The sequence below is a fragment of the Neptunomonas concharum genome, from assembly GCF_008630635.1.
Classification (GTDB): domain Bacteria; phylum Pseudomonadota; class Gammaproteobacteria; order Pseudomonadales; family Balneatricaceae; genus Neptunomonas; species Neptunomonas concharum.
Genome location: NZ_CP043869.1, coordinates 1,538,048 through 1,562,433, shown reverse-complemented (window position 1 = coordinate 1,562,433; position 24,386 = coordinate 1,538,048). Strand labels below are relative to the sequence as shown.

At 44.7% G+C, this 24,386-nt stretch carries 23 protein-coding genes; 12 read left to right on the top strand and 11 right to left on the bottom strand.

Going from position 1 to position 24,386, the window contains the following annotated elements; all coding sequences use genetic code 11:
- Positions 1 to 85 precede the first annotated feature (85 nt).
- From F0U83_RS07295 to F0U83_RS07275, 5 genes are all read right to left on the bottom strand, one after another.
- Complete coding sequence (locus F0U83_RS07295; protein WP_170221885.1) at positions 86 to 508, bottom strand: NUDIX hydrolase; 423 nt, start codon at positions 506 to 508, stop codon at positions 86 to 88.
- Positions 505 to 1,056: a hypothetical protein gene (locus tag F0U83_RS07290; protein ID WP_138988354.1), complete on the bottom strand. Its 552-nt coding sequence runs from the start codon at positions 1,054 to 1,056 to the stop codon at positions 505 to 507. Before F0U83_RS07290 ends, F0U83_RS07295 begins: the two co-directional genes overlap by 4 nt.
- Positions 1,057 to 1,071: 15 nt before the next feature.
- Positions 1,072 to 1,584, bottom strand: a complete 513-nt coding sequence (locus F0U83_RS07285; protein ID WP_138988355.1) for an HIT family protein — start codon at positions 1,582 to 1,584, stop codon at positions 1,072 to 1,074.
- Between the two features lie 12 nt (positions 1,585 to 1,596).
- Entirely contained in the window at positions 1,597 to 3,309 is a 1,713-nt protein-coding gene (locus tag F0U83_RS07280; protein WP_138988356.1) for a PEP/pyruvate-binding domain-containing protein, read from the bottom strand.
- A 161-nt stretch (positions 3,310 to 3,470) separates the two neighbouring features.
- A complete protein-coding gene (locus F0U83_RS07275) occupies positions 3,471 to 4,610 on the bottom strand; it encodes a PIN domain-containing protein (RefSeq protein WP_138988357.1) in 1,140 nt (379 codons plus the stop codon).
- A gap of 376 nt (positions 4,611 to 4,986) precedes the next feature.
- Between F0U83_RS07275 and F0U83_RS17320 the strand changes: the two genes are divergently transcribed.
- The 7 genes from F0U83_RS17320 (at position 4,987) to F0U83_RS07245 (ending at position 12,371) form a co-directional block, all read left to right on the top strand.
- Entirely contained in the window at positions 4,987 to 5,205 is a 219-nt protein-coding gene (locus F0U83_RS17320; protein ID WP_276469564.1) for a site-specific integrase, read from the top strand.
- A 14-nt stretch (positions 5,206 to 5,219) separates the two neighbouring features.
- On the top strand, positions 5,220 to 5,951 hold the full coding sequence (locus tag F0U83_RS07270) for an integron integrase (protein ID WP_276469565.1): 732 nt from the start codon (positions 5,220 to 5,222) through the stop codon (positions 5,949 to 5,951).
- Positions 5,952 to 6,343: 392 nt separating this feature from the next.
- Entirely contained in the window at positions 6,344 to 7,162 is an 819-nt protein-coding gene (ppsR, locus tag F0U83_RS07265) for a posphoenolpyruvate synthetase regulatory kinase/phosphorylase PpsR (protein ID WP_138988358.1), read from the top strand.
- 69 nt (positions 7,163 to 7,231) lie between these two features.
- Positions 7,232 to 7,984, top strand: coding sequence for a TetR/AcrR family transcriptional regulator (locus tag F0U83_RS07260; protein ID WP_138988359.1), 753 nt, complete (start codon positions 7,232 to 7,234; stop codon positions 7,982 to 7,984).
- Between the two features lie 58 nt (positions 7,985 to 8,042).
- Positions 8,043 to 10,352: an efflux RND transporter permease subunit gene (locus F0U83_RS07255; RefSeq protein ID WP_138988360.1), complete on the top strand. Its 2,310-nt coding sequence runs from the start codon at positions 8,043 to 8,045 to the stop codon at positions 10,350 to 10,352.
- On the top strand, positions 10,349 to 11,155 hold the full coding sequence (locus tag F0U83_RS07250; RefSeq protein WP_138988361.1) for an outer membrane lipoprotein-sorting protein: 807 nt from the start codon (positions 10,349 to 10,351) through the stop codon (positions 11,153 to 11,155). The genes F0U83_RS07255 and F0U83_RS07250 overlap by 4 nt, the downstream gene beginning before the upstream one ends.
- Position 11,156: 1 nt before the next feature.
- Positions 11,157 to 12,371 carry a hypothetical protein gene (locus F0U83_RS07245; RefSeq protein ID WP_170221888.1) on the top strand — a complete coding sequence of 405 codons (1,215 nt, stop codon included), beginning with the start codon at positions 11,157 to 11,159 and terminating at the stop codon, positions 12,369 to 12,371.
- 70 nt (positions 12,372 to 12,441) lie between these two features.
- Here the strand turns inward: F0U83_RS07245 and F0U83_RS07240 are convergent, their stop codons facing one another.
- From F0U83_RS07240 to F0U83_RS07220, 5 genes are all read right to left on the bottom strand, one after another.
- Entirely contained in the window at positions 12,442 to 12,984 is a 543-nt protein-coding gene (locus tag F0U83_RS07240; RefSeq protein WP_138988362.1) for a cupin domain-containing protein, read from the bottom strand.
- Between the two features lie 91 nt (positions 12,985 to 13,075).
- Entirely contained in the window at positions 13,076 to 14,347 is a 1,272-nt protein-coding gene (gene gabT / locus F0U83_RS07235; RefSeq protein WP_138988363.1) for a 4-aminobutyrate--2-oxoglutarate transaminase, read from the bottom strand.
- Between the two features lie 13 nt (positions 14,348 to 14,360).
- The gene (locus F0U83_RS07230) at positions 14,361 to 15,821 is read right to left on the bottom strand and encodes an NAD-dependent succinate-semialdehyde dehydrogenase (protein WP_138988364.1); all 1,461 of its coding nucleotides are present in this window, start codon (positions 15,819 to 15,821) and stop codon (positions 14,361 to 14,363) included.
- 3 nt (positions 15,822 to 15,824) lie between these two features.
- Positions 15,825 to 17,042: a CaiB/BaiF CoA transferase family protein gene (locus F0U83_RS07225; RefSeq protein WP_138988365.1), complete on the bottom strand. Its 1,218-nt coding sequence runs from the start codon at positions 17,040 to 17,042 to the stop codon at positions 15,825 to 15,827.
- Positions 17,042 to 18,217 carry an acyl-CoA dehydrogenase gene (locus F0U83_RS07220; RefSeq protein ID WP_138988366.1) on the bottom strand — a complete coding sequence of 392 codons (1,176 nt, stop codon included), beginning with the start codon at positions 18,215 to 18,217 and terminating at the stop codon, positions 17,042 to 17,044. Before F0U83_RS07220 ends, F0U83_RS07225 begins: the two co-directional genes overlap by 1 nt.
- Positions 18,218 to 18,650: 433 nt before the next feature.
- On the opposite strand from F0U83_RS07220, the gene F0U83_RS07215 reads away from it, so the two are divergent.
- The 4 genes from F0U83_RS07215 to F0U83_RS07200 all read left to right on the top strand — a co-directional run bounded on the left by F0U83_RS07215 (position 18,651) and on the right by F0U83_RS07200 (position 22,989).
- On the top strand, positions 18,651 to 19,748 hold the full coding sequence (locus F0U83_RS07215) for an ABC transporter ATP-binding protein (protein ID WP_138988367.1): 1,098 nt from the start codon (positions 18,651 to 18,653) through the stop codon (positions 19,746 to 19,748).
- A 37-nt stretch (positions 19,749 to 19,785) separates the two neighbouring features.
- Positions 19,786 to 20,826 (top strand): ABC transporter substrate-binding protein, encoded by a 1,041-nt coding sequence (locus tag F0U83_RS07210; protein ID WP_138988368.1) that lies wholly within the window; start codon positions 19,786 to 19,788, stop codon positions 20,824 to 20,826.
- Positions 20,827 to 20,895: 69 nt separating this feature from the next.
- The gene (locus F0U83_RS07205; RefSeq protein WP_138988369.1) at positions 20,896 to 22,161 is read left to right on the top strand and encodes an ABC transporter permease; all 1,266 of its coding nucleotides are present in this window, start codon (positions 20,896 to 20,898) and stop codon (positions 22,159 to 22,161) included.
- A gap of 3 nt (positions 22,162 to 22,164) precedes the next feature.
- Complete coding sequence (locus F0U83_RS07200) at positions 22,165 to 22,989, top strand: ABC transporter permease (RefSeq protein ID WP_138988370.1); 825 nt, start codon at positions 22,165 to 22,167, stop codon at positions 22,987 to 22,989.
- 46 nt (positions 22,990 to 23,035) lie between these two features.
- On the opposite strand, the gene gcvA is transcribed toward F0U83_RS07200, so the two are convergent.
- Positions 23,036 to 23,923 (bottom strand): transcriptional regulator GcvA, encoded by an 888-nt coding sequence (gene gcvA, locus F0U83_RS07195; protein WP_138988371.1) that lies wholly within the window; start codon positions 23,921 to 23,923, stop codon positions 23,036 to 23,038.
- Between the two features lie 118 nt (positions 23,924 to 24,041).
- Between gcvA and F0U83_RS07190 the strand changes: the two genes are divergently transcribed.
- Entirely contained in the window at positions 24,042 to 24,242 is a 201-nt protein-coding gene (locus tag F0U83_RS07190) for an RSP_7527 family protein (RefSeq protein ID WP_138988372.1), read from the top strand.
- Positions 24,243 to 24,386: the final 144 nt, after the last annotated feature.

Sequence of the window (24,386 nt, the reverse complement as noted above, 5' to 3'; positions counted from 1 at the left end):
CGGAGAAACCGTCCCAGCCATGCTTGCATGGCGACTACAGCCACTTGTTAGGCCTTTCTCTCTGAAATAATGCAGTTTTTTAAGGTTATATACTCGTGCAATCCATTCTACCCATCGCTAGCATAATGAGTTTTTTTATATCATGCAGGCAATTAGAAGGTAACTGATTAATGCTCACTAAGCTCACCTTTTCTTTTTCATTGGATTTAGCTTTGTTAGCCAAACTACTTACAGCGAAAAAATAATGAACTATTTTATCGTCTTTATTCGTTGTCTTATGAAATTGCGACCATAGCTGAGGAGGAAGCATAACTCCAGATTCTTCAAATACTTCCCTCGATATAGCATTAGAAATGCTTTCGCCATCATTCACCAATCCACCAAGACCATTCAGGCGCCCCTTTTGCCATAGCGGCTTATTTTTCTCGATCAAAACAACATGGGTTAAACTAGGATTAAATAGAAAGCCTACAACAAAGCTCTTGGTAGAATTGAGACGTTTTTTCACAAAAAATCTTCTTTTTTTATAGAGAATGGATAAGAAACTAAGCTAGCCAAATAAGCCCTTCCTTTCTCAAAATCACTATCACTCGGTTCATTTGCATATGACTTATGTGTTTCAAAGCTTTCTTCCAAATGGCGAATAAGATATTCAACTTCTGATTCATCAAGCTCACTTTCATCTAGGCGTCGGACTTTTTGGGCTATCAATTGATAACCAGATAGTGACTTCTGATTCTGCAACCATTTTTCCCTAAATTGATGAGTTTTTGACATCATTGTCAAATATAGAGCTGCCACATTACTAGCAATACCAGTAATTGCCAATAGAGTATATAGACTAAATCCCATTAGCTGAGGGCTAGAGGTGCTTGTTGTAGCGTAATGCAGGCTCACGGAAATACAAAAAATTGGGACAATGATAAATAGTGTGATTGCACTTTCTTCTACCCAAACAAGTAATCTAAGTCTTTCCATAGTGACTTTATGAGCAAATGCATTGTGTCTAGCCCTAATCCAAATACTTTTACACTTTTTATGGTATTTATCATTCATGCTATAGCCTCGGTGTTATTTAGCCACATCGGCCCTTGATATTATATTTCTTATTACACTTTTCTTTAGACTGCTATTCAGTTTATAAAGCGAACCTCTCAAGCTATTACTAAACACAAGTACATACAACGGAAATTTTATAGATTTCTCTAACAATTCATTTACGCCCCCTTCAGCGACCAGTGTGAAGTCCGGTTCACCGAGCTTAGATATAATTGAATCTTTGTATTTAACGGGAACGATATGTGCATGAGCATGTATGACCTTTCCACCTGTACAGCTCTCTCCTCGTCCCCGCTCCACGAGGATATAACCATCACTCAACAGAAAATTAACTTTCGATTCCAAAAACTGAACTAGGTCATTTGCACATACGTCTGCAAAGCTACTATAATTTTCCTTTGTATAAACTAAATAATGATCTTCATCCAAAGGATTGGCATCCTTCACAACTCTAAATTTGTCATCTTCTGTCAACGATTCTTCAATAGCTATTCGTTCTAAAAATGGATTTGTATTTTTTAGCATGCTTTTACTTCCTCAAAAATCACTCGAAATAAACCTTTTAACCTTATATCCTAACTCTCTCAAGACCATTGCTGGATGAGATAGAACTCCAAATTCAACAAACAGTAAAGTACCAACTGGGACGTATTTTTTTATCTTAGATAGATTAATCTCATCCCCTCTGTCTGGAGTCATTCTAATCAACAAGTTATCCTTGCGATTCCATTTCTTAAAATCATCATAAGTATTTATTGAAAATAATGAATACACACCCCCCGAAAAATTTTCGATCTCGCCTGCAATCCTAATGTTTAAAAAGTTCCACTTACCATCTTCATCTTCTACAAAGTGAAAATTTAGAGGGAGACTTTCTTTGAAGTCTGATCTTATTTTCACTAAGTATGGGGCTATTTGTTTAACCCACGAATCAGCTGTTTCCCGCCTAATTGGAGGAATACTAATTTTAGAACGTATCCCACCAACAGACTCGTCAATTATATCTCGGGAAGATTTCGACAAAGAGATTGATAACTCATCATTAAAATCATGAATACAATCAGGAGGGGATTTGCTATCGCTTTCCCAAAGACCCGGCAAATGCTCCAGAATATAATCATTGTCGTCGATCCATAACTCGAAGGAATTGGTGATTGTCATGTAAGTATGAACTATACAGCTCCACTTACCATTCCATAACCTTTTAATAAATCCTATCGCTTCCTGTTTTGATTTACAAAACTTACGCGGTAATCCAAGGTTTCCCTTATACGAGAACCGGACAGTAATACCTCTTTCATTAGATGGAAAGTCAGCCATTTTTTTCTCTATATCATCTAGAGATAGATCAGGGCTAAACAAAGCTAGCTCAGGATCAAACCAACCGGAAGATTTAAAATACTGCATAGCAGAGGATTTTAATCCTAGATATCCAAACCTTGGTAGATTTTTAGTCAGAGAATTGTACCTATCTATCTCAGGGGCTGCGCTCGCTGGAAATGATCTAACTTGCACAATATAGACAATATCATTTTTTGATATCCATTCGATAAGCACAGGAAATTTACATGCTTCACGTATATTATCCAAGTCACTTTGAATGGAGTCCGTGATTGATTTTAAATTACTTGAGCCTTTATAGGTTGGAGTAGAATAGGAATCATTGTGGTATTCTGCTACCAATCCATATTCAGGGGAAGACTGATTAAGCATCTCAAAATTACTATATTTTACTGCTTCACAATATATCCTATCCCCTCCTTCAAATAGCTCTATTTTAGATTGACCGATTATCTCCCCCTTAATTTGTTCTTGTATAAGGATAGACATTTGTATGTCTTTATTATCACTGCCTATAGCATCTTTATAATCATAAACCACTTCATCGAAAGCACTTTTGTAGCATTCATTAATTCCATCTAGCAAATCATCAAAAGTAACAATATTTGATATTGATTTAAAAATACCGGGGTATAAATGCCCCTCCACATCCTCATCATTTGAACAACTTCTAACTATAAATGTCTTTTCAGTTGATAGTTGAATTAGCTCATTGAAAACTTTCTCTAACTTTTTAATGATATGCTTTTTATTTTGTCTATAAATAAGATCTGATACTAGATCGCCTCCCAAATAAAACCCGACTGGAACCTTGGTTCCTTTTGAACTCAATATAGACTGAAGCAACGCCTTGCTTCCTATGTTCCTATATTTTGATTTGTACAGTTCATCTAACCATAATATTTCCATATACAATCGCTCTATAGTTAAACTTTCAAAACGGGACTCAGGCCTAACGCCCAATTAAGCTGCCAAAAACGCACTCACGTCGTTTATGCAAACCACCGTAAACAACGATACTCAACGCAAGCTGAAAATGCCATGCGTTTTTGGTCTGCTTGAATTCTTTGTTATATTTTTTTACCGTAAATTTCTCGACTAAATGGTGGTGTTGTTTTTGTGCTATCAAATAGCTCATATTCGTTTTCAACTTCACCATTTTCATTTATTTCAGTAATAGAATATGTATCAGTGTCATACCCACCTTTAACTTTCCATTTTTCATGACTTACTAACAAGCCATGTGACATAGGTATTTTTAAGTGTTTCCTATACTCGCAATCAGGATCATATGATGGGCTTCTCTTTTTAGGTGTTGTTTTTTCAGGTGTTTCTGACTTAGCCAGCTTTTCAGAGTCTTTTATTGACGCTACGACTTCTTCATCTGTTTCAAATAACTCTAATAGCTTAGATAGGCTAACAATATGAAATGATTTGCCTGACGTTTTTTCTCTAAACTCATCCACCAATTCAAACCTTGGGTACAAAGGGCTCTTTCCGCTTTGATGCCACCAATCGACTTTCTCATCACCAGAAACAAATATTACATGTTGTTCTTTTTCTTTGGCTATAGTAAGAATTTCATGCCAAATCAGTAAATCACCTGCTTGGTTTTGATCCTTATTTTGGTCTTTATATCCTGGCGGTATTTTTAAAGTATTACGATTGTCGAGATCTTGAGCGATTTCTTCGACATTCACTTCTTCATCATTCAAGACTCGCTCAGCCAAGACTTCTTGATACATTTTACTGACAGGGTCATTCCACCCCCATCTTTGAACTGCTGTTAATGTTTCTCGTATTTTATTTTGATAGTCTTTAATTGCTTCTTTCAGATTACTTTCTAACCCTAAGACTGCCTTGAATTCATCTAAACTTTCTAACAGCGGGTGAGCACCAACATAATTGAAGCTTTGGTTCGATTTTTTTTGTAAAGCTTCATTTATATCTGTAAGTTTCTTAGCTCTATTGTCTAAATACTCTCTTACTGCTTGAGCTGGTAAGAAGATTTTATCACTTTGAACGAGCTGCTCATAAACAGTTTTTATAGCTTCTACATTTTTTACATTAGTTGTAAAAGGGAGTAAAAGTACATTAGCATCTAAAACAATTAATGCATCATCTTTAATACTCTCTATAGGCTCCAATGAGAACTTAAAAGCATCAGCTGGTGATGGGTAAATGTTCCTTTTGCTAAATTCATTTTTCATTTACGACAATTTCCTTTATGTGCACTCGGTGCTGATAAAAATATAACATTTTAATAGTGCGCATGCGCGTTTACACATTGCCGAAGCCCTGAAAAAAACCTTCTAACGATTTGTTTTATAAGCATTTTTATGGCTTCCCCCATAGCAATTCAAAACACAAAATCAAGCATGCGCATTATATCATTTATCCACAGCACGTTATTCTGGCTGTGTCATTGGTTAGTTATTGATCTTAATACACTTTCACTAACGCTTCCATGACAGATCAAGAAAGTGAATAGCATTCAGATCATAAAAGTAAGCATCAAACTTGCGAAGGCAAAAATAAACTGTATATTTATACAGCTTAGAGCAATATATCCACAAGGAGTGTGTGATGTCTTCCAGCCCTTTTATGAATCACCTTCGAAGCGAGTTGCGTATACGTGGCTACAGCATGAAAACGGAAAAGTCTTACTTATACTGGATTCGTTATTTCATTAGATTCCATCAGCTTAAGCACCCTAATCAGATGGGAGCCTGCGAGGTAAGAGCCTTTCTTTCTTTTCTGGCAACCGAGCAACATGTTGCTATTAACACTCAAAATCTGCTCTGAATGCGCTCGCATTTTTGTATAACAAAGTACTTGAACAGCCCCTTGGAGATCTTGGTTTTCAGCATGCCAAACAAGGTCGGCGCTTGCCGTCAGTACTCTCTGCCAATGAGGTTAAATCGATTTTTGATCAAATTGAGAGTGAGCGAGATAGGCTGATATTTGCATTGCTGTATGGTAGCGGTCTTAGGATCAGTGAGTGTCTGAGAATTAGAGTTCAAGATTTAAACTTGGAGCAAGGCAGCCTGGTTGTTCGATGCAGCAAGGGTAATAAAGATCGAACGACTATTTTGAGCAGAAAGTTAGAAGGCAGTATTTCAAAGCAAATTGAAACGGTGAAATTACTTCAACAACAAGACAATAGAAGAGGCTACGGGCCTTCGCTGCCTTTTGCGTTAAGCAAAAAATATCCCAATGCATTTCGACAATTGAGTTGGATGTATTTATTTCCTTCGACTAGTTTATACCCTCATCCATTAACGGGAGAACTTTGTCGTCATCATCTTCATGACTCAGTACCTCGAAAAACACTCAAAAAAGCAGTTCAATTAGCTAACATCCCAACCAAGCGAGTGAATTGCCATACTTTTAGGCATTCGTTTGCAACTCACCTTCTAATGGCTGGCAGAGACATTCGAACAGTCCAAGAGCTGTTGGGACATAGCGACGTTTCAACAACACAGATTTACACACACGTTATTGGGCAACATTTTGCGGGAACTAATAGCCCTTTAGATGGCATCCTATGATGACACCATAGTCGACTATTCTTTAAAGCTGCTAGAAAAAGCGATATTGCATTACAAAACACCATGAGCTCAAAATCAATATCGCACCTACTCGTAGGTGCTCACCAACAGTTAAGGCTCCAATTTCATTTTTTGAGTAATTCCGCTTGATAAACGCTGAAAGCCCCAGTGCATCGAGCACTGAGGCGATTTGAGGATAATTAGGGCTGAAAAGTTAACACTTTATTCATCCGCATGCTCGTTATCTTCCTTGAGCCTTACATTATCCATCTGATATTAACCTGTTTCATGATTTGCCCAGTCGAGAACGTGTATTCATCACTAAAGTCGCGCTTATGCACACAGTGGTACTTATTTGCTATAGTCTCGCCTTCGATTTAGGTAGGTGTGTTATGAAGCGTTCGGTGTTTTTTATTTCTGATGGTACGGGTATTACGGCAGAGGCGTTGGGTAATAGTTTGTTAGCCCAGTTTGATGGCGTGGAGCTGGAGAAGATTACGCTGCCTTATATCGATTCACCCGAGAAAGCAGCCGTGGCTGTACAGACGATTCAAGCCGCTGCCGCTCAGGATGGGGTCAGGCCTATTTTGATTGATACCATCGTCAATAACGAGATTCGCACCGTGCTTAATGGTTGCGACGCTTTGAAGATTGATGTGTTTTCTACCTTTATCAAGCCACTTGAGCATGAATTTGGTATTGATTCCTCCTATAGCGTGGGTAAATCTCACGGTATTGTGGAGGCGACCCGTTATAAAGACCGGATCGATTCGGTGAATTTTGCCATTGATAATGATGATGGGGCGCGTACCAAACAGTATGACCGGGCAGATATTATTTTGGTGGGTGTATCCCGTTGCGGTAAAACCCCTACCTGCCTGTATATGGCGTTACAGTTTGGTATCCGCGCGGCAAATTACCCGTTAACAGAGGAGGATCTGGAGCTGGATGGCCTGCCCGAGAGCCTCAAGCCCTACAAAGATAAGCTTTATGGGCTGACTATTGATCCTTTTCAGTTGGCCGCTATTCGCCATGAGCGCCGCCCCAATAGCCGTTACTCTTCGCTAACCCAATGCGATACCGAAGTTCGTTATGTGGAGCAGCTATTCAAGCAGCAACAGCTTCCGTTTATTAATACGACGACTTTTTCTATCGAGGAGATCTCTACCCGTATCATGGCGGATCGTGGGCTGAAACGAAGAATTAACTAAATTTTCATTTTACATGCAGGGTGTATTGGTTTATTTTTGACGAATCGTCAATATAGAATTTAATTACCCATGTCGCCTAAAATTATTGATTCAGCCACACAGCATGCGCGTGAAGCGCAGATCCTTGCAGCCGCCTTACGCTACATCCAGCAAGAGAGTATCGCCACCCTAACCGTCGATAAACTAGTTAAGGAGTTGCCCTTCTCAAAGGGGACGATCTATAACCACTTCTCTGGCAAGGAAGATATCCTCCTTGCCTTGTGTAATAGCGGCATGACAATTTTAGCCGACCTCTTTTTGCGAGCAGAGCGCTTTGATGGCATCCCGCGCGAGCGCGGCTTAGCGATCCATTTTGCTTATATGCTTTATGCACGTCTCTACCCGACCCAGTTTATGCTGGTGCTATCGGCCAAAACATCCAATATCACCGATAAAGCATCTGAACGCCAAAAACAAGCAAACCTCATTTTAGAAAGTCAGTTATTTGAGCCGGTAACCTCAGTTTTTCAAGACGCGTTAGCGCAAAACCTGATGGATCTCCCTGTGTCTATGACCATTGAACAGCTGGGCTTTGCCTGCTGGAGCCTGAGCTTTGGTACGAATGCGCTGTTGCTTGAAGATGTTGAGCGCTGCGGTAAACGTACCGGGATGGTCGTTGAGCGGGAGTTATTGAATAACGTCGCCCTGTTGTTTGATGGGATGCGTTTACGGCCCTATAGCCATGAGTTTGACTGGTCGACCACTTTACACCGATTAAAGCATGAAACTTTTAAAGAAGAAGTAACCCAACTGGAGGCGCGAGGTGTTGTGCTGGCTGTCTGACAACCATCGTGCCAATCGAAAACTATAACGTGATTAGCCGTCTTTAAACGGAGTTATTATGAAAGAGCGAGTCTACAATGCTGCGATAGAGCACCCCATAAAGGTGCTGCTCATCGGCATAATACTGATCATAGCCGCTGCTGCTGGCGCTAAGAATTTGGTATTCAAAAGCGACTATCGGGTGTTCTTTAGTGAGCAAAACCCACAGTTAACCTCTTTTGAGTCGATGCAGAAAATCTATAATAAAAGCGATAATGTCGCCTTTATTATCGCCCCAAAAGAGGGGGGTGTATTTACCCCCGATAGATTAACCGCCATCCACGAACTCACAACGGAATCTTGGCAGATCCCCTACTCTAACCGCGTCGATTCTATCACTAACTTCCAACATACTACGGCGGAAGAGGATGATTTGATCGTTGAGGATCTGGTCCTAGAGCCATCTGACTTAACCCCTGAGCAGATGCCTGCATTACAAGCCATTGCGGTTAATGAGCCCCTCATGAAGCGCAAGCTGATCTCGGATGATGGCAAGGTCACGGTCGTCAACGTAACTGTGCAGCTACCCGGTATCAACCCTGTCGCAGAGGTGCCTGAGATAGTCACTAAAGTTCGTGATATGCGCGAGCAATTCTTGGCGGCCAACCCCGATACGGATGTGTATTTATCCGGCATGGTGATGATGAACAACAGTTTTGCTGAATCTTCACAAAACGACAGTAAGACACTGATTCCACTTATGTTTGGTGTGATCATTATCGCGATGATCTTTTTGCTGAGGACCTTCAGCGGCACCATTGCTACAGTACTGATTATTATTTTCTCGATCGCCAGTACAATGGGGCTTGCAGGATGGACAGGCTTTTACCTAACCGGCCCATCCGCTAGTACACCCACTATGGTCATGACCTTAGCCGTGGCTGATTGCGTTCACATTCTGACATCCTTCTTCTATGAATTGCGCCACGGAGCCAAGAAAAAGGATGCCCTCAAAACCAGTTTACGCATCAACTTTGGCCCTATTTTCTTAACCAGCGCAACGACCGCTATTGGCTTTTTGAGTATGAATTTCTCAGATTCGCCGCCTTTCCGTGACTTAGGAAATATGGTTGCTGCCGGTGTGATGTTGGCGTTTGTGTTCTCGATTACGCTGTTCCCTGCCCTGCTGATGTTGCTGCCTGTGAAGGTAAAACCTCGCCCCGAAGGTCATAACGGTGCAATGGAGAAGCTCTCGCACTTTGTTATCGAGAAGCGCAACTTTCTGCTGCCGGGTATGAGCGTAATCATGATCGGGCTGGTACTGTTTTTACCCCTTAATAAACTCAACGATGATTTTGTTAAGTACTTTGATACCAGCGTGCCATTCAGGCAAGCCACTGATTTTATGCAAGATCACCTCTCTGGCTTAACCTCGATGGAGATATCCATCGACTCTGGCACCTCTAGTGGAATTAACGAGCCTGCTTACCTAAAAGCCGTGGATGATTTCAGCGAATGGTTGCGTACCCAGCCTGAAACCGACCATGTTAATACCCTCACAGACATCATTAAGCGCCTTAACAAAAATATGCACGGGGATGACCTGAGCTATTATAAACTGCCCGAAAGCCGGGAGTTATCGGCTCAATACCTGCTGTTATATGAGATGTCACTCCCTTACGGGCTGGATCTTAATAACCAGCTCAACGTCGATAAATCTTCTGTTCGTGTTGTAGGAACCTTTAAGAACCTCACCAGTAATGAACAGATCGATTTAGAAAGCCGTCTCTATGGCTGGTTTGCTACCCATGCACCTCAATATGAAGTAACCATAGCCAGTCCCAGTTTGATGTTCTCTCATATTGGCCAGCGTAATATCACCAGCATGCTGCTGGGTATCTCCTTTGCCTTGGTGTTAATCTCTGCGCTACTTGGGCTTGCTCTGCGCTCGTTCCGCTATGGGGTAATCAGCTTACTGCCTAATCTGGCACCCGCGGCCATGGGCTTTGGTCTGTGGTACTTTATTGATGGTCAGGTGGGGTTAGCACTTTCGGTGGTTGCCGGTATGACCCTAGGTATCGTGGTAGATGATACCGTACACTTTTTGAGCAAATACCGTCATGCCCGTGAAGATAAAAACAAAGATTCTATTGAAGCGGTGCATTACGCTTTTGCGAGCGTAGGCAAAGCCCTTTGGATCACAACACTGGTATTGGTAGCAGGCTTTATGGTCCTAGCTCAATCCAGCTTCAAGATTAATGCCGATATGGGCTTGCTAACCGCGGTCACCATCTTAATTGCTTTGATTGTCGATTTCCTATTCCTCCCACCGCTATTAATGCTAATGGATAAACGAGCCGCCAAAGCCAAACAAGGAGCAACAGCATGAACACATTTAAATCTTTTTCACACTGGTTACTGGCAGGCGCATTTGCCTTAACAGCTAGCGTCTCTCTGCAAGCCTCAGCTGAGACGGCAGAGGAAAAAGGCCTACGTATCTCTCAGGATACAAAAGTTAAGGATGATGGCTGGAAAGACCTTCAAGCTGAAATGGTCATGATACTTCGCAATAGCCAAGGTGAAGAAAGCATCCGCGAGATTCGTCTGAAGTCTTTGGAAATGGCAAATGATGGCGACAAAAGCTTGAGTATTTTTGATAAGCCACTGGATGTAAAAGGCACGGCGTTTTTAAGCTTTTCTCACCCCGTGGGCGCAGATGATCAATGGCTTTATCTACCTGCGTTAAAGCGTGTCAAACGTATTGCATCACGCAATAAGTCCGGCCCTTTTATGGGGTCAGAGTTTGCTTATGAAGATCTGACTTCGTTTGAAATCGAGAAATACACCTATAAATACCTGCGCGAAGAGGCCTGTGGCGCAGAGCAGTGCCATGTCATCGAGCAATACCCGGTCGACCAATACTCCGGTTATACCCGACGTGTGGTATGGGTTGACCAGAGAGAGCTGCGCTTACAGAAGGTTGTTTTTTATGATCGTAAAGACGCTTTGCTAAAAACCCTGACTTACCATGACTACCAGCAGTACCTAAACAAACACTGGCGCCCTGATCTGATGAAGATGGAAAACCACCAGAGCAAAAAAAGCACCGACCTGCGCTGGAAAGATTACCAGTTCAGTACAGGCTTAGATGACTCAGACTTCAATAAGAACTCCTTGAAGCGAGCACGCTAATATGAAGTCGATCAATACACAGCTTTGTACCGTATTGCTCGGCTCGTTATTCTCCTGTTCGGTGACGGCAGATTCCGAGGTTGAGTTTGAGCTATCAGGGAAGCTCTCTTTAGAAGCCCGTGGTTTTCTGGAGAGCCCCGCTTACGAAGGTCAGCATAGTGGGCGTGGCGCACTTTCATTAGCCCTTGAGCCCGATATGTATTGGGCAATGAATAATGGGGGGGATGCCGTCACCTTTAAGCCGTTTTTCCGCCTTGATCAGCAGGACAATCAGCGTACTCACGCTGATATCCGTGAACTTAGCTGGACTCATCTAGGGGACGGCTGGGAGCTGCGTAGTGGATTACGCAAGGTGTTCTGGGGAGTCACAGAGTTCCAGCACTTAGTCGATGTTATCAACCAAAGCGACGCCGTTGAAGATATCGATAGTGAGGATAAACTCGGCCAACCGATGATCAACCTTTCCCTAGTTCGGGATTGGGGGATTGTGGATCTTTACCTATTACCGGGCTTTCGTGAGCAAACCTTTGCGGGGCGTTCGGGCCGCTTAAGAGCACCCCTTGTGGTTGATACAGATAATGCCCGATATGAAGCAGGCAACAAGGAGTGGCACACCGATTTAGCCGTTCGTTGGAGCCACTCTGTGGGGGATTTTGATTTAGGAACCTATTGGTTTCGGGGCACACAGCGTACCCCTGAGCTATCCCTCGATCTAAGCGGATCATCTCCCATGCTGGTGCCCACCTATGTACAGATGAATCAGTTCGGTTTTGATCTGCAAGCAACGTTAAACAGTTGGTTATGGAAGGCCGAGTTGATCTGGCGGGATACCGATAAGGAGCACTACTGGGCCAGCCAAGCGGGTTTTGAGTATACCTTTTACGGTATTGCCGATAGCGATGCGGACTTAGGCGTGCTCTTGGAATATGGCTGGGATCAACGAGGTGAGGATGCCACGGCGATTTTCCAAAATGATATATCAGCAGGTGCTCGTATCACCCTCAATGATGCTAATAGCACGGAGTTTTTAGCCGGATTTATCCACGATCTGGATTACCACTCCACCAGCTTTCAGGTAGAAGCCAGCCGCCGTATCGGTAGTGGTTGGAAAGTCAGTGTAGATGGACGCTTTTTCGCTGCGAAAAACAGCCGCGATCCTTTATCAGCTTTAGATGATGATAGCCATATCCAGTTAACCTTGGATCGTTACTTCTAAGAAGCCGGGATACGATGTTAAACCATGGCCACCTGGGCCTCAGGTGGCCGTTTTTATAAGATCTGTCTATTCAACTAGCGGGGTTTGCACTGACGATATAACACTCTTCGTCAGAGAGGTTTCTGAAACGATGTGGAATATGGCTGCTAAAGTAATAGCCATCTCCTTCTTTTAGTAGATAGACATCAAAGCCAACCGTTAGCTCGATCTCACCTTTGAGTACGACACCACTCTCTTCTCCTTCGTGTTGCAGCATCTCTGCACCCGTATCAGCGCCTGGCGGGTAATATTCCCGTAGCATATCCGTGGTGCGCCCTTTAACTGAGGCGCCAACCAACAGCAACTTGACGTTACCCGAACCAATATCCGGCTGTTCTTCAGATCGAAATACCACTTTTTCAGGTTCCATTTCGTCTAGATCAACGGTAAAAAAGTCACCAATCGAAATCGGTATACAGGCCAGAATTTTCTTAAGGGAACTGACGGACGGGCTGACCCCGTTTTTTTCAATCATAGAGATTGTGCTGTTAGTCACGCCAGCACGTTTAGCTAACTCTCGCTGTGAGATACCTTTAAGCTTGCGGATTTTCTTTAATCGCTCACCTACGTCCACATGGTTATCCTGTTCTAAAACTATCAGGTCAGTATATCAAAGATGCAGGCCGACACATCCAAAATAGCGATAGCATCGGCCAGCATAAGACTTAAAGACTACGCAGGCTTTGCTCCATAATATCCAGCCCTTCTTCAATCAGCGCATCCGATGCGGTCAGAGGCACCAGAACACGAATGGTGTTGCCGTAGGTGCCGCAAGAGAGCAATAACAAGCCACTAGCCGTTGCTTTTGCTACAAGCTGGCGCGCTTTTTCAGCATCAGGCTGACCTTGTGTATCAAACAATTCACACGCCACCATTCCGCCGGCAGCACGAATATGCCCGATACAGCTAAGCCCATTCTCTTTCATTGCTAAAAAGCGTGAAGTAATGAGTTCTCCGACCGCTTGGCTTCGCGCCAGCAAACCCTCTTCTTCAATTACTTCAATCGTAGCTAACGCTGCGGCACATGCCATTGGACTACCGCCATAAGTGCTGCCAACGCTGCCAGGTCCCGGCGCATCCATTAGCTCCGCTTTGCCCACTAATGCAGATAAGGTCATACCACCGGCTAAACTCTTCGCCATGGTAATAAGATCAGGAATAACACCGGTATGTTCAATAGCAAACATTTTACCGGTACGGGCAAAACCTGATTGCACTTCATCAACGATCATTAGGATGCCGTGCTCATCGCACAACTCGCGAATAGCCTGCATAAACTCAGCAGGCGCTTGATAGAAACCACCTTCACCTTGCACAGGCTCAATAATAATGGCCGCCACTCGGGTGGGGTCTACATCGGTCTTCAGCAAGCCATGTAAGGCAGCCAGAGAATCTTGTGCTGACACGCCATAATAGTCATTGGGGTAAGGAGCGTGATAAACCTCCGCAGGGAAAGGCCCAAAACCCACTTTGTAGGGAGCCACTTTGCCGGTTAATGCCATCCCCATCATGGTACGCCCATGGAAAGCGCCGTTAAATGCGATCACCGCCGAACGCCCCGTGGCTGCGCGCGCTACTTTCACCGCGTTTTCGACCGCTTCGGCTCCTGTGTTGAGCAGTAGCGTTTTCTTTGCATGATCTCCTGGTGTAATGCTATTAAGCTTTTCAGCCAGCGCTACATAGGGTTCATAAGGCATAACATGAAAGCAGGTATGCATCAGTTGGTGCAGCTGGTTTTCTACCGCTGCAACCACTTTTGGGTGCAGATGGCCTACGTTTAGCACACCAATGCCGCCTGCAAAGTCGATATAACGATTACCTTCGACATCCCACACTTCTGCGTTGCTAGCTTTTTCTGCATAAAATTGCGTGATGTTTGCAGCACCCCGAGCCACCGCGGCTTCACGACGCGCCTGCATCTCTTGGTTAGTTGTCATTTGGTGACTCCTGTTAACTAATTCCACCGATCAGGGTGTATTTCATTTCTAAGTATTCATCGATGCCGTAACGGGAGCCTTCCCGACCGATACCGGACTCTTTCACCCCACCAAAGGGTGCAACTTCCGTAGACAGAACGCCTTCATTCACAGCAACCATGCCATATTCAAGCCCCTCCGAGACTCGCCATACTCGACCTAAGTCGTTGGCATAGAAGTAAGCCGCGAGGCCATACTCGGTATCATTAGCCATCGCTATCGCTTCTGCTTCGGTTTCAAAACGGTAGACAGGTGCAATAGGACCAAAGATCTCTTCACGGGATACCCGCATCTCAGGAACCACATCGGCAATCACTGTCGGCTCAAAAAAGGTACCACCCAGCTCATGAGGGTTTCCGCCACATACTAAGCGCGCACCTTTGCTTACAGCATCTTCAAGCAGTTCGGATACTTTGTTGACAGCGGCTTGATTAATTAACGGTCCTTGATCGAAAACCCCTTGTAGGCCGTGCCCAACCGATAAAGCTTGTACTGCTACGCTGAACTTCTCGATAAATGCGTCGTAGACACCTGCCTGCACCAAGACTCTATTTGCACACACGCAGGTTTGCCCAGCATTGCGAAACTTGGAGATAATTGCGCCTTGTACTGCTTTATCAAGATCGGCATCATCAAAGACGATCAAGGGTGCATTGCCCCCCAACTCCATGGATACTTTCTTAACGGTATCTGCGCACTGTTTCATTAACTGTTTACCGACGGCTGTCGAGCCGGTAAAGGACAGTTTTCTGACCTCTTTACTCGCTGTAAAGACGCTCCCTACTTCCGCTGGCTGGGTTGTCGTTATGACATTAATGACTCCTTTAGGAATCCCGGCACGCTCGGCTAATACCATCAGCGCCAAAGCAGAGAGAGGCGTATCTTCAGCGGGTTTTAACACCATGGTGCAGCCTGCAGCCAGTGCAGGTGCGCATTTACGGGTGATCATGGCGTTCGGGAAGTTCCACGGTGTAATCGCCGCGACAACACCCACCGGCTCACGGCTGACCATAATACGTTTATCTGCCGCATGGGATGGGATCAAGTCACCATAGACGCGCTTACCCTCTTCTGCGTACCACTCAACAAAAGAGGCTCCGTACAGTACTTCACCTGCCGCTTCAGTTAAGGGCTTTCCTTGCTCTGCTGTCATTAACATGGCCAGATCGTCTTTGGCATCGACAATCAAATCAAACCAGCGTCGCAATAGTACAGATCGTTCTTTAGCTGTTTTCTTCTTCCATAAAGGTAAGGCCGCTGCCGCTGCATCAATGGCTTGTTGCGTTTCAGCGGCACGCATGTCAGGTACATACGCTAGAATCTCGCCGTTTGCCGGATTAATGACCGGCATCGTTTTTCCACTCAATGCGGCTTGCCACTCACCATTAATATAGGCTTGCTGCTTGAGTAAGTCAGAATCTTTTAGTGATAACATAAGTTAACCTCTTTGTATAACACCTTGATTGCATAGAGTTTCTAGATCTTCACCTTCAATATTTAACAAACACTTTAGCACTTGTTCGCTGTGCTCGCCGAGTATAGGCGGTGCTTGAGTATATTCGATTGGTGTTTCTGAAAACTTCACAGGGTTCGCAACCGACGGTACCTGCCCAGCTTGTTTGTGGGACAGGGAGACTTTCATTTGACGGTGCACTACCTGAGGTTCGTCAAACACCTGCTCAAGGGTATTAATAGGTCCGCAAGGGACACCAACCTCAGCCAATAACGTGAGCCATGTCTGGGTCGTCCGTTTCCGCAAAAGTGGTTCAAGCAGAGGTATTAATGCATTTCGGTTTTCAACCCGTTTGCGGTTGGTCTGAAAAGCCTCCATACACGCTAACTCAGGCTTGCCCGCCACCTCACAGAAACGTGTAAATTGCTGGTCGTTTCCCACGGCTAGAATGATATGACCATCTTCAGTGGCAAACGCTTGGTAAGGTACAATGTTGGGATGAGCATTACCTAGTCGTCCAGGTGATTCTCCGCTGGCAAGGTAGTTGGTAGCTTGATTGGCAAGGGCTGCCACACAGACATCCAACAAGGACAAGTCAATATGCTGACCTTTACCAGTTTGGTCTCTGCTTAAGAGCGCCGCCTGAACAGCATTGGCGGCATATAACCCTGTCATAACATCCACCAACGCTACCCCTACTTTCATCGGCATACCATCAGGCTCACCGGTTACACTCATCAGGCCTCCCATTCCTTGTATCATAAAGTCATAGCCTGCCCGGTGTGCGTCTGGCCCATCCTGACCAAATCCAGTAATGGAGCAATAGATCAGGCGAGGATTGATCGTCTTCAGTGACTCATAGTCCAATCCGTACTTGGCTAAGCCGCCCACTTTGTAGTTTTCTAGAACCACATCGCTGACCTTCACTAATGCTTTGATTAGCTCCTGCCCTTCAGTCGATGCGATATCAATCGCTACGGACTGCTTACCGCGATTCGCTGCATGAAAATACGCCGCTTCACTGCTTTGCCCATCACTGCCTTGCATAAACGGGGGGCCCCAACTTCGGGTGTCATCACCTGCTCCGGGGCGCTCAACCTTGATGACTTCAGCACCAAAGTCCGCCAGCATTTGACCAGCCCATGGGCCAGCCAAAATGCGACTCAGATCCAATACACGGATATGTGAGAGTGCGCCACTCATCAGAAGAACGCCTGCAAACCTGTTTGTGCACGCCCTAAGATCAAAGCATGGATATCGTGGGTGCCTTCATAAGTGTTGACCGCCTCAAGGTTCATCACATGGCGGATTACATGGAACTCATCGGCAATACCGTTACCACCGTGCATATCACGAGCAACTCGGGCGATATCCAGTGCCTTGCCACAATTGTTACGTTTCATTAACGAGATCAACTCAACTGGACAATTACCTGCATCCATTAGCTGCCCCATGCGCAAGCAACCTTGCAAACCCAAGGAGATCTCCGTTTGCATATCTGCCAACTTTTTCTGAACCAATTGAGTTTGTGCCAAAGGTCGGCCAAATTGTTTGCGGTCCAGCGTATATTGGCGAGCGGCCTGCCAGCAAAACTCAGCTGCCCCCATAGCACCCCAAGCAATGCCATAGCGCGCCTTGTTTAAGCAGCCAAATGGTCCTTTTAAACCTTCTACATTGGGTAGCAGGTTCTCTTCAGGTACAAATACATCTTCCATCACAATTTCACCTGTAATCGAAGCACGCAGTGAAAACTTACCTTCAATTTTTGGCGCTGAAAGCCCTTCCATCCCTTTTTCAAGTACAAATCCACGGATCACATCATCAAGTTTGGCCCATACGACAAACACGTGCGCAACCGGGGAGTTAGTGATCCACATCTTACTGCCCTTAAGGATATAACCTCCGTCAACCCGTGTGGCACGGGTACGCATACCGGCCGGATCAGACCCCGCATCAGGTTCAGTTAAGCCGAAACAGCCAATCCACTCACCACTTGCTAACTTAGGAAGGTACTTTTTACGCTGCGCTTCACTGCCATAGGCGTAGATAGGATGCATAACCAGTGAAGATTGCACACTCATCGCTGAACGATAACCGCTATCAACTCGCTCTACTTCACGGGCAACCAAACCATAAGTGACATGACTTGCACCCGCGCACCCGTACTCTTCCGGTAAGGTACAACCTAGTAAACCTAACTCACCCAACTCCTTCATAATTTCAATATCGAAGGTTTCATGACGGTTGGCTTCTAAAACACGAGGCATTAGCTGTCCTTGCATGTAGTCACGGGCGGCATCCCGTACCATGCGCTCCTCTTCAGAAATTTGCTGGTCAATAAAGAAAGGGTCTTCCCAGTTGAAAGCGGCTTTACTCATTGTGATGGCCTCAGTTCTATTTATTTTGATTCACGATTGATTGTTTCTCTGTCTTTTTTACAGCACACTCACAGCATGCATCAGTAAAAATCCAATAGTCGAATTATTGTTCATTATTTTTTACAAAATCAACTTATTTACTAATAAATTTTATTTACCAACAGCTCTCGTCTCTAATCTAACTATATATTAGATCATGCTAACCCTTCGCTTATTTCTTGATTTATTTCATATTTTATACAGAACAACCCTTAAAAACCCTGCTATTCCTCTGTAAATCTCATATCCAACTCACCCGAAAGTCTTAGATTATTTTTAGTAAATTGTGCTTTACGATCTTTAAAAAAGACTGTTAGATATAGTGAACACATGGTCTAAAACGCATCCACATAGAGACCAGACAATAACAACAAGAGTGGGAAGGGAAAGCGCTATGAGTGGTCATCAGGACACCATTGTTAAATTTCAGAACATCCAGAAAACTTACGATGGCGAAGTGTATGTCGTCAAAAATCTTAATTTAGATATTCGCCGTGGCGAGTTTCTTACGTTACTCGGCCCTTCCGGTTCAGGTAAAAGCACCTGCCTTATGATGCTTGCAGGATTTGAATCACCTACCAGCGGCCTCATCGCCCTAGATGGTAAAGCCTTAAATCATACCCCCCCTCATAAACGTGATATTGGTGTTATATTTCAAAATTATGCGCTTTTCCCTCACATGACTGTAGAGGAAAATGTTGCCTTTCCATTGTTGATTAGAAAAACCCCAAAGCACGAAATTGCCAAAAAGGTCAAACGTGCCTTAGACATGGTTCAACTAGGCCATCTTGGTAATCGACGTCCGGCCCAGATGTCCGGCGGCCAACAGCAACGAGTCGCTTGCGCCCGTGCATTGGTGTTTGAGCCGCAACTGGTTCTTTTAGATGAACCACTGGGTGCACTGGATAAAAAGCTCCGTGAAAGTATGCAGCTGGAGCTTAAGCATATTCACGAAAACCTCGGTGTTACCATGGTATTTGTTACCCATGATCAAGGGGAGGCGCTTACCATGTCGGATAGAATTGCCGTGTTCAATGACGGCATTATTCAACAGATTGACGATCCAGCTACCCTGTATGACGAACCGGCTAATGAGTTTGTAGCAAGCTTTATTGGTGAAACCAATATGCTACGTGGGCAAGTGACCGCGTTAAGCGGCGAATCCTGCGAAGTGCAACTGGATAATGGCTTTCGTATTATGGCAACTAACCATTCAGGCCTTAACGTCAACGATACAACCTGCATTTCCCTTCGACCAGAGCAAGCTCGCTTTATCCAGCCCAATGAAACGACATCTGGCAACCGATTTGATACCACGGTCATTGAGTGTATCTACCATGGCGACCATATGCGTCTGAGTTTGGATGCTGGTGGGCAGCACTCATTTATGGTGAAAGTCCCCAGCGGTTCTCTTCACAGCCGGCTAAACGGTGGGCAACGCGTCACCGTTGGCTTTAATGCTGAAGATTGCCGCGCCCTTCGTACACAATAAAAAAAATACTGACTCATTTAGTCTCGAGGATATTTATATGAAAGCAATTCGTACCGCTCTCTTTTCTGCTATAACAGGCGGCTTACTCGCCGCTCAAGTGGCCTCTGCACAATCTCTAACAGTCGTTGCATTTGGCGGCGCTTCTCAAGAAGCACAACGCACCGTATTCTTTAAGCCCTTCAGTACAACCAGCGGTAATCAGATTGTAGAAGATAGCTACAACGGAGGCTTGGCCAAAGTTAAAGCTATGGTCGATAGCAACAGCGTTACCTGGGATGTTCTTCAAGTTGAAGACCCCGATTTGCTTCGAGGTTGTGAAAGTGGTCTGTTTGAAAAAATGGACTGGGATAAACTCGGCGACAAAGGGCAGTATCTTGAATCCGCCATTAGCGAGTGCGGTATGGGACATATCATATGGTCAAATGTGATCGCTTATAATCGTGACACCCTCAAAACAGGCCCTAAAAACTGGCAAGACTTCTGGGATGTTAATAAATATCCTGGTAAACGCGGTCTACGCAAAGGCGCAAAAGGTAACTTGGAATTTGCACTGCTTGCCGACGGAGTTAAGCCAGATGAAGTCTACTCATTGCTTGAAACAGAGGAAGGTGTAAACAGAGCTTTTGCTAAGTTAGATGAACTAAAACCTTACATTCAATGGTGGGAAGCAGGCGCCCAACCTCCCGAGTGGCTGGCTTCTGGCGATGTGGTGATGACGACTGCCTACAATGGCCGTATTACTAATGCCAATAAAGAGGGTAAAAACTTTCAGGTTGTTTGGGATGGGCAGCTCTATTCCGTTGACTCTTGGGCCGTCATAAAGGGTTCTAAAAATAAAGATAAGGCTTTTGATTTCATCGCCTATGCAAGCTCTGCAAAAGTGGCTAGTCAGTATCCAGCGCATATCCCTTACGGTGTAGCCCATAAAGAAGCCACTCAGGCAATCCCTGAGAAGATCGCAAAAGATCTGCCGACTTACCCTGATAACCTCAAAAACGCACTTCGTGAAGATACTGCATTTTGGGTTGACTATCAGGATGAGCTAAATGAACGCTTTAATGCTTGGGTAGCACGCTAAATCGGACTCAGTTTCTGGCCGCAGAATTGGTGTGGCCAGAAACTCCCGCTTAAGCGACGAGGTATCGTTATGACATCACTCTCCACTAACGTCGAGCTACAGGGCTTAGCCGAAGAGAAAAGCCTAAAAAGCAAACTTCGGCGCTCTCAACGCAAGCAGAAATTCAAGGCGATCTGTTTAGTTGCGCCATTGTTTTTGTTTGTTTTGGGCGTATTCGTCACCCCTATTTGTATCATGCTTTTCAAAAGTGTTGATAATCCTGAAGTACACAAAAACTGGCCAGAGACCACAGCTATACTCTCCGACTGGCAAGGCACCGAACTGCCCCCAGCTTCTTTTTATCTTGCTCTGTCTAGAGATCTGCGTAATAGCAGCGAAAACAAGACGCTCTCTGCCGCGGCAAAGCGTATTAATTTTGAACGTTCAGGGATGCGCAGCGTTATCACCCGAACGGCACGAAATCTGAATAAGACCCCCTTGGAATCAGCAGAGAAAGAAGCTGACAAACTGTTAGAAAGCCATAAACGCTGGGGGGAGCTAGCAACATGGCAAGCGATTAAACGATCATCCTCACCCTATACTTCCTTATATCTATTAAACGCAATCGACCTTACTCTAGATAACGACGGCTCCATTGCCAAAGTCAGTGAGGATCAGGCCATTTATCTTAATATTTTTGGTCGCACCTTATGGATATCCTTAGTGGTAACCCTATCCTGTCTGGTGATCGGTTATCCTTTAGCGTATTTGTTAGCCACGGCTAAAGCTAGCTTAGCAAACATGCTGATGATTGGCGTGCTTCTGCCCTTCTGGACCTCTTTACTGGTACGCACCAGTGCTTGGGTTGTGCTGTTGCAGAAGAATGGTCTTATTAATGACATGCTCATATCGATGAAGCTGATTGATGAACCATTGGTTCTGCTGTTTAACCGTCCCGGAGTCTACCTTGCGCTGATCCATTTACTTTTGCCCTTTATGATCCTCTCGCTCTACAGCGTCATGAAATCTATCTCACCTGCTTACATGAGAGCAGCCATCAGCCTCGGAGCTCGGCCATCCCTAGCATTCGTCAAGGTTTACATGCCACAAACCCTTCCGGGAGTTGCGGCAGGCGGGCTGTTATGTTTTATCTTATCCATTGGCTACTACATCACACCGGCGCTAATCGGCTCTCCTCAAGATCAGATGATCAGTTACTTTATTGCTTACTACACAAATCAAGTAATTAACTGGGGAATGGCTGCCGCTTTAGGTGTCGTTCTATTGGTCTGTTGCGCACTACTGTTTGCAATATATAACCGTCTCGCTAATAAACACGATTTGAAGATGGGGTAATCTATGGAATTCCAACCCTATACCACGCGAACACAAAAGCTGGGCTACTATGCCTACATGGCTCTATGCTTTTCTATCTTGCTGTTTTTACTGCTTCCAATATTGGTTATCGTGCCTTTATCTTTCAGTGCCGACAGCTTCCTCAGCTACCCTTTGCCAGGATACTCTCTGCGCTGGTATGAGGAGGTATTAACCTCCCCAGCTTGGACCGCTGCTATTAAAAACAGCCTTATTGTGGGAACCTGCTCAACCTTGTTAGCGACCGTGCTTGGTACGTTAGCGGCTATGGGATTAACGCTGAGTAACTTTCGCGGCAAATCTTTTGCTATGGCGGTTATGATCTCTCCCATGGTTGTGCCGTTGATTATATCTGCTTTAGGCCTCTACTTCTTCTTTGCAAAAGCTGGGCTAAATGCTACTTACACGGGCTTAATCTTAGCGCATACGGCTCTGGGAGCACCGTTTGTGGTCATCACTGTGGCAGCAACGCTGAAGGGCTTTGATACAAACCTGATGAGAGCAGGCGCAAGCCTCGGTGCCAACCCTACTCAGGTTTTCTTCCGTATCGTGTTGCCGTTGATTTTACCTGGGGTTATTTCGGGCGCTCTTTTCGCGTTCGCCACCTCATTTGATGAAGTCGTTGTAGCGCTCTTCACCGCAGGGCCTGAGCAACGCACCCTACCAAGGCAAATGTTTGATGGTATTCGGGAAAACATTACACCGGCTATTACCGCTATTGCTACGTTACTTACACTATTTTCCCTAGCCCTGCTCTCTGTGTTGGAATGGCTCAGAAGGCGAGGAGAACGGCTAAATAGCGGCGCTTAATCCTTCGTTCTGCGCGGGAGCCTTAACAGGCTCCTTTTTTATATAACTAATCTTGCTGCATCTCATCAATAACCCAATCTTTAAATGCCTGCATTCCATAGCTCAAAGTACGATTTTTCTGATAAACCAAATAGAAGGATTTGTGCGTATCCAACATAATGTCAAAGGGTACGACCAGCTTCCCATCGGCAATTTCACGGGAGGTCAACGTACTATCGGCTAACGCTACCCCTAGACCTTCTTGTGCTGCTGCGGTTGCCAGTTGGCTACTGGATAACTGTAGCCCCCGGCTAAAGCCGGTGAATTCCATACCTGCCAACTTTAGCCATTCAGGCCATTCATGCAGCCGCTTACTCACATGAATCAAACTATGGGAGCGTAAATCCTCTGGTACCGATAACACTCTCCCTGATTGCAGCAAAGCTGGACTACACACCGGTACCAGCAAAACATTTCGAAGAAAAAACACCTCAATATCGTGCCAATCTCCATGGCCAAAATAGATCGCCATATCAGTATTGGATTTATTAAAGTCAATCAGACCGGTTGATGCGGTAATTTGCAGCTCCACATCTGGATACTTCTTCTGAAAGCGGCTCATTCTTGGCATTAACCAACGTATCAAAAAGTTTGGTGCCACACTGATGGTAATCGCATCGTTTTCAGCAGATGCCGTAAGCTTTCTGGTAGCTACTTCTATTTCATCCAAAGCATGCTGAATCGCAATAAGATATTGCTGTCCTAAAGGGGTCAGTTCGATTTGCCTTCGATTTCTGGAGAAAAGGCGCTGACCCAAAAAATTTTCAAGTGACTTAATCTGATGACTAACTGCCGATGCCGTAATATAAAGCTCTTCTGATGCCGCTACAAAGCTCTGGTTTCTGGCGGCGGCTTCAAAAACGCGTAGTGTATTGAGAGGAGGAAGACGTCTGATATCGAATACCTAATTGATGAGTTATTTTCATCATTCTGATGAAATTTGATCGTTTGTGCAAGACACAACTCGACCTTAGTATAAACCCAACACTCACATAAGCTTATTAGGTATCATCATGAACCAAGAAATCGACATCAAGCTAGATAGCAATGGCAACATCGATACTAACTACTACATTCAAGAGGCTCACAGGCTGCGTAGCGATTATAATGCTGAACTCTTTTCTGCAGCTAAAAACTCACTTAAAAAAGCGCTCGTAAAACTACTCGCTTTTGAATTTCCAAAAGCATCTGCTCGTCGTCCCGCTCATCACTAATAGAGCAATAGCGGATTAGCAGGAAGATTTTGGGGCCAGCACCTGGCCCCGAGAACTTTTTTGACAGCTAAGCTAGGCATTTTACACCCTTATCTCCCTATCTATTCTTGTCTATACTGGTATCAACTGCGTATAGAGAGAACT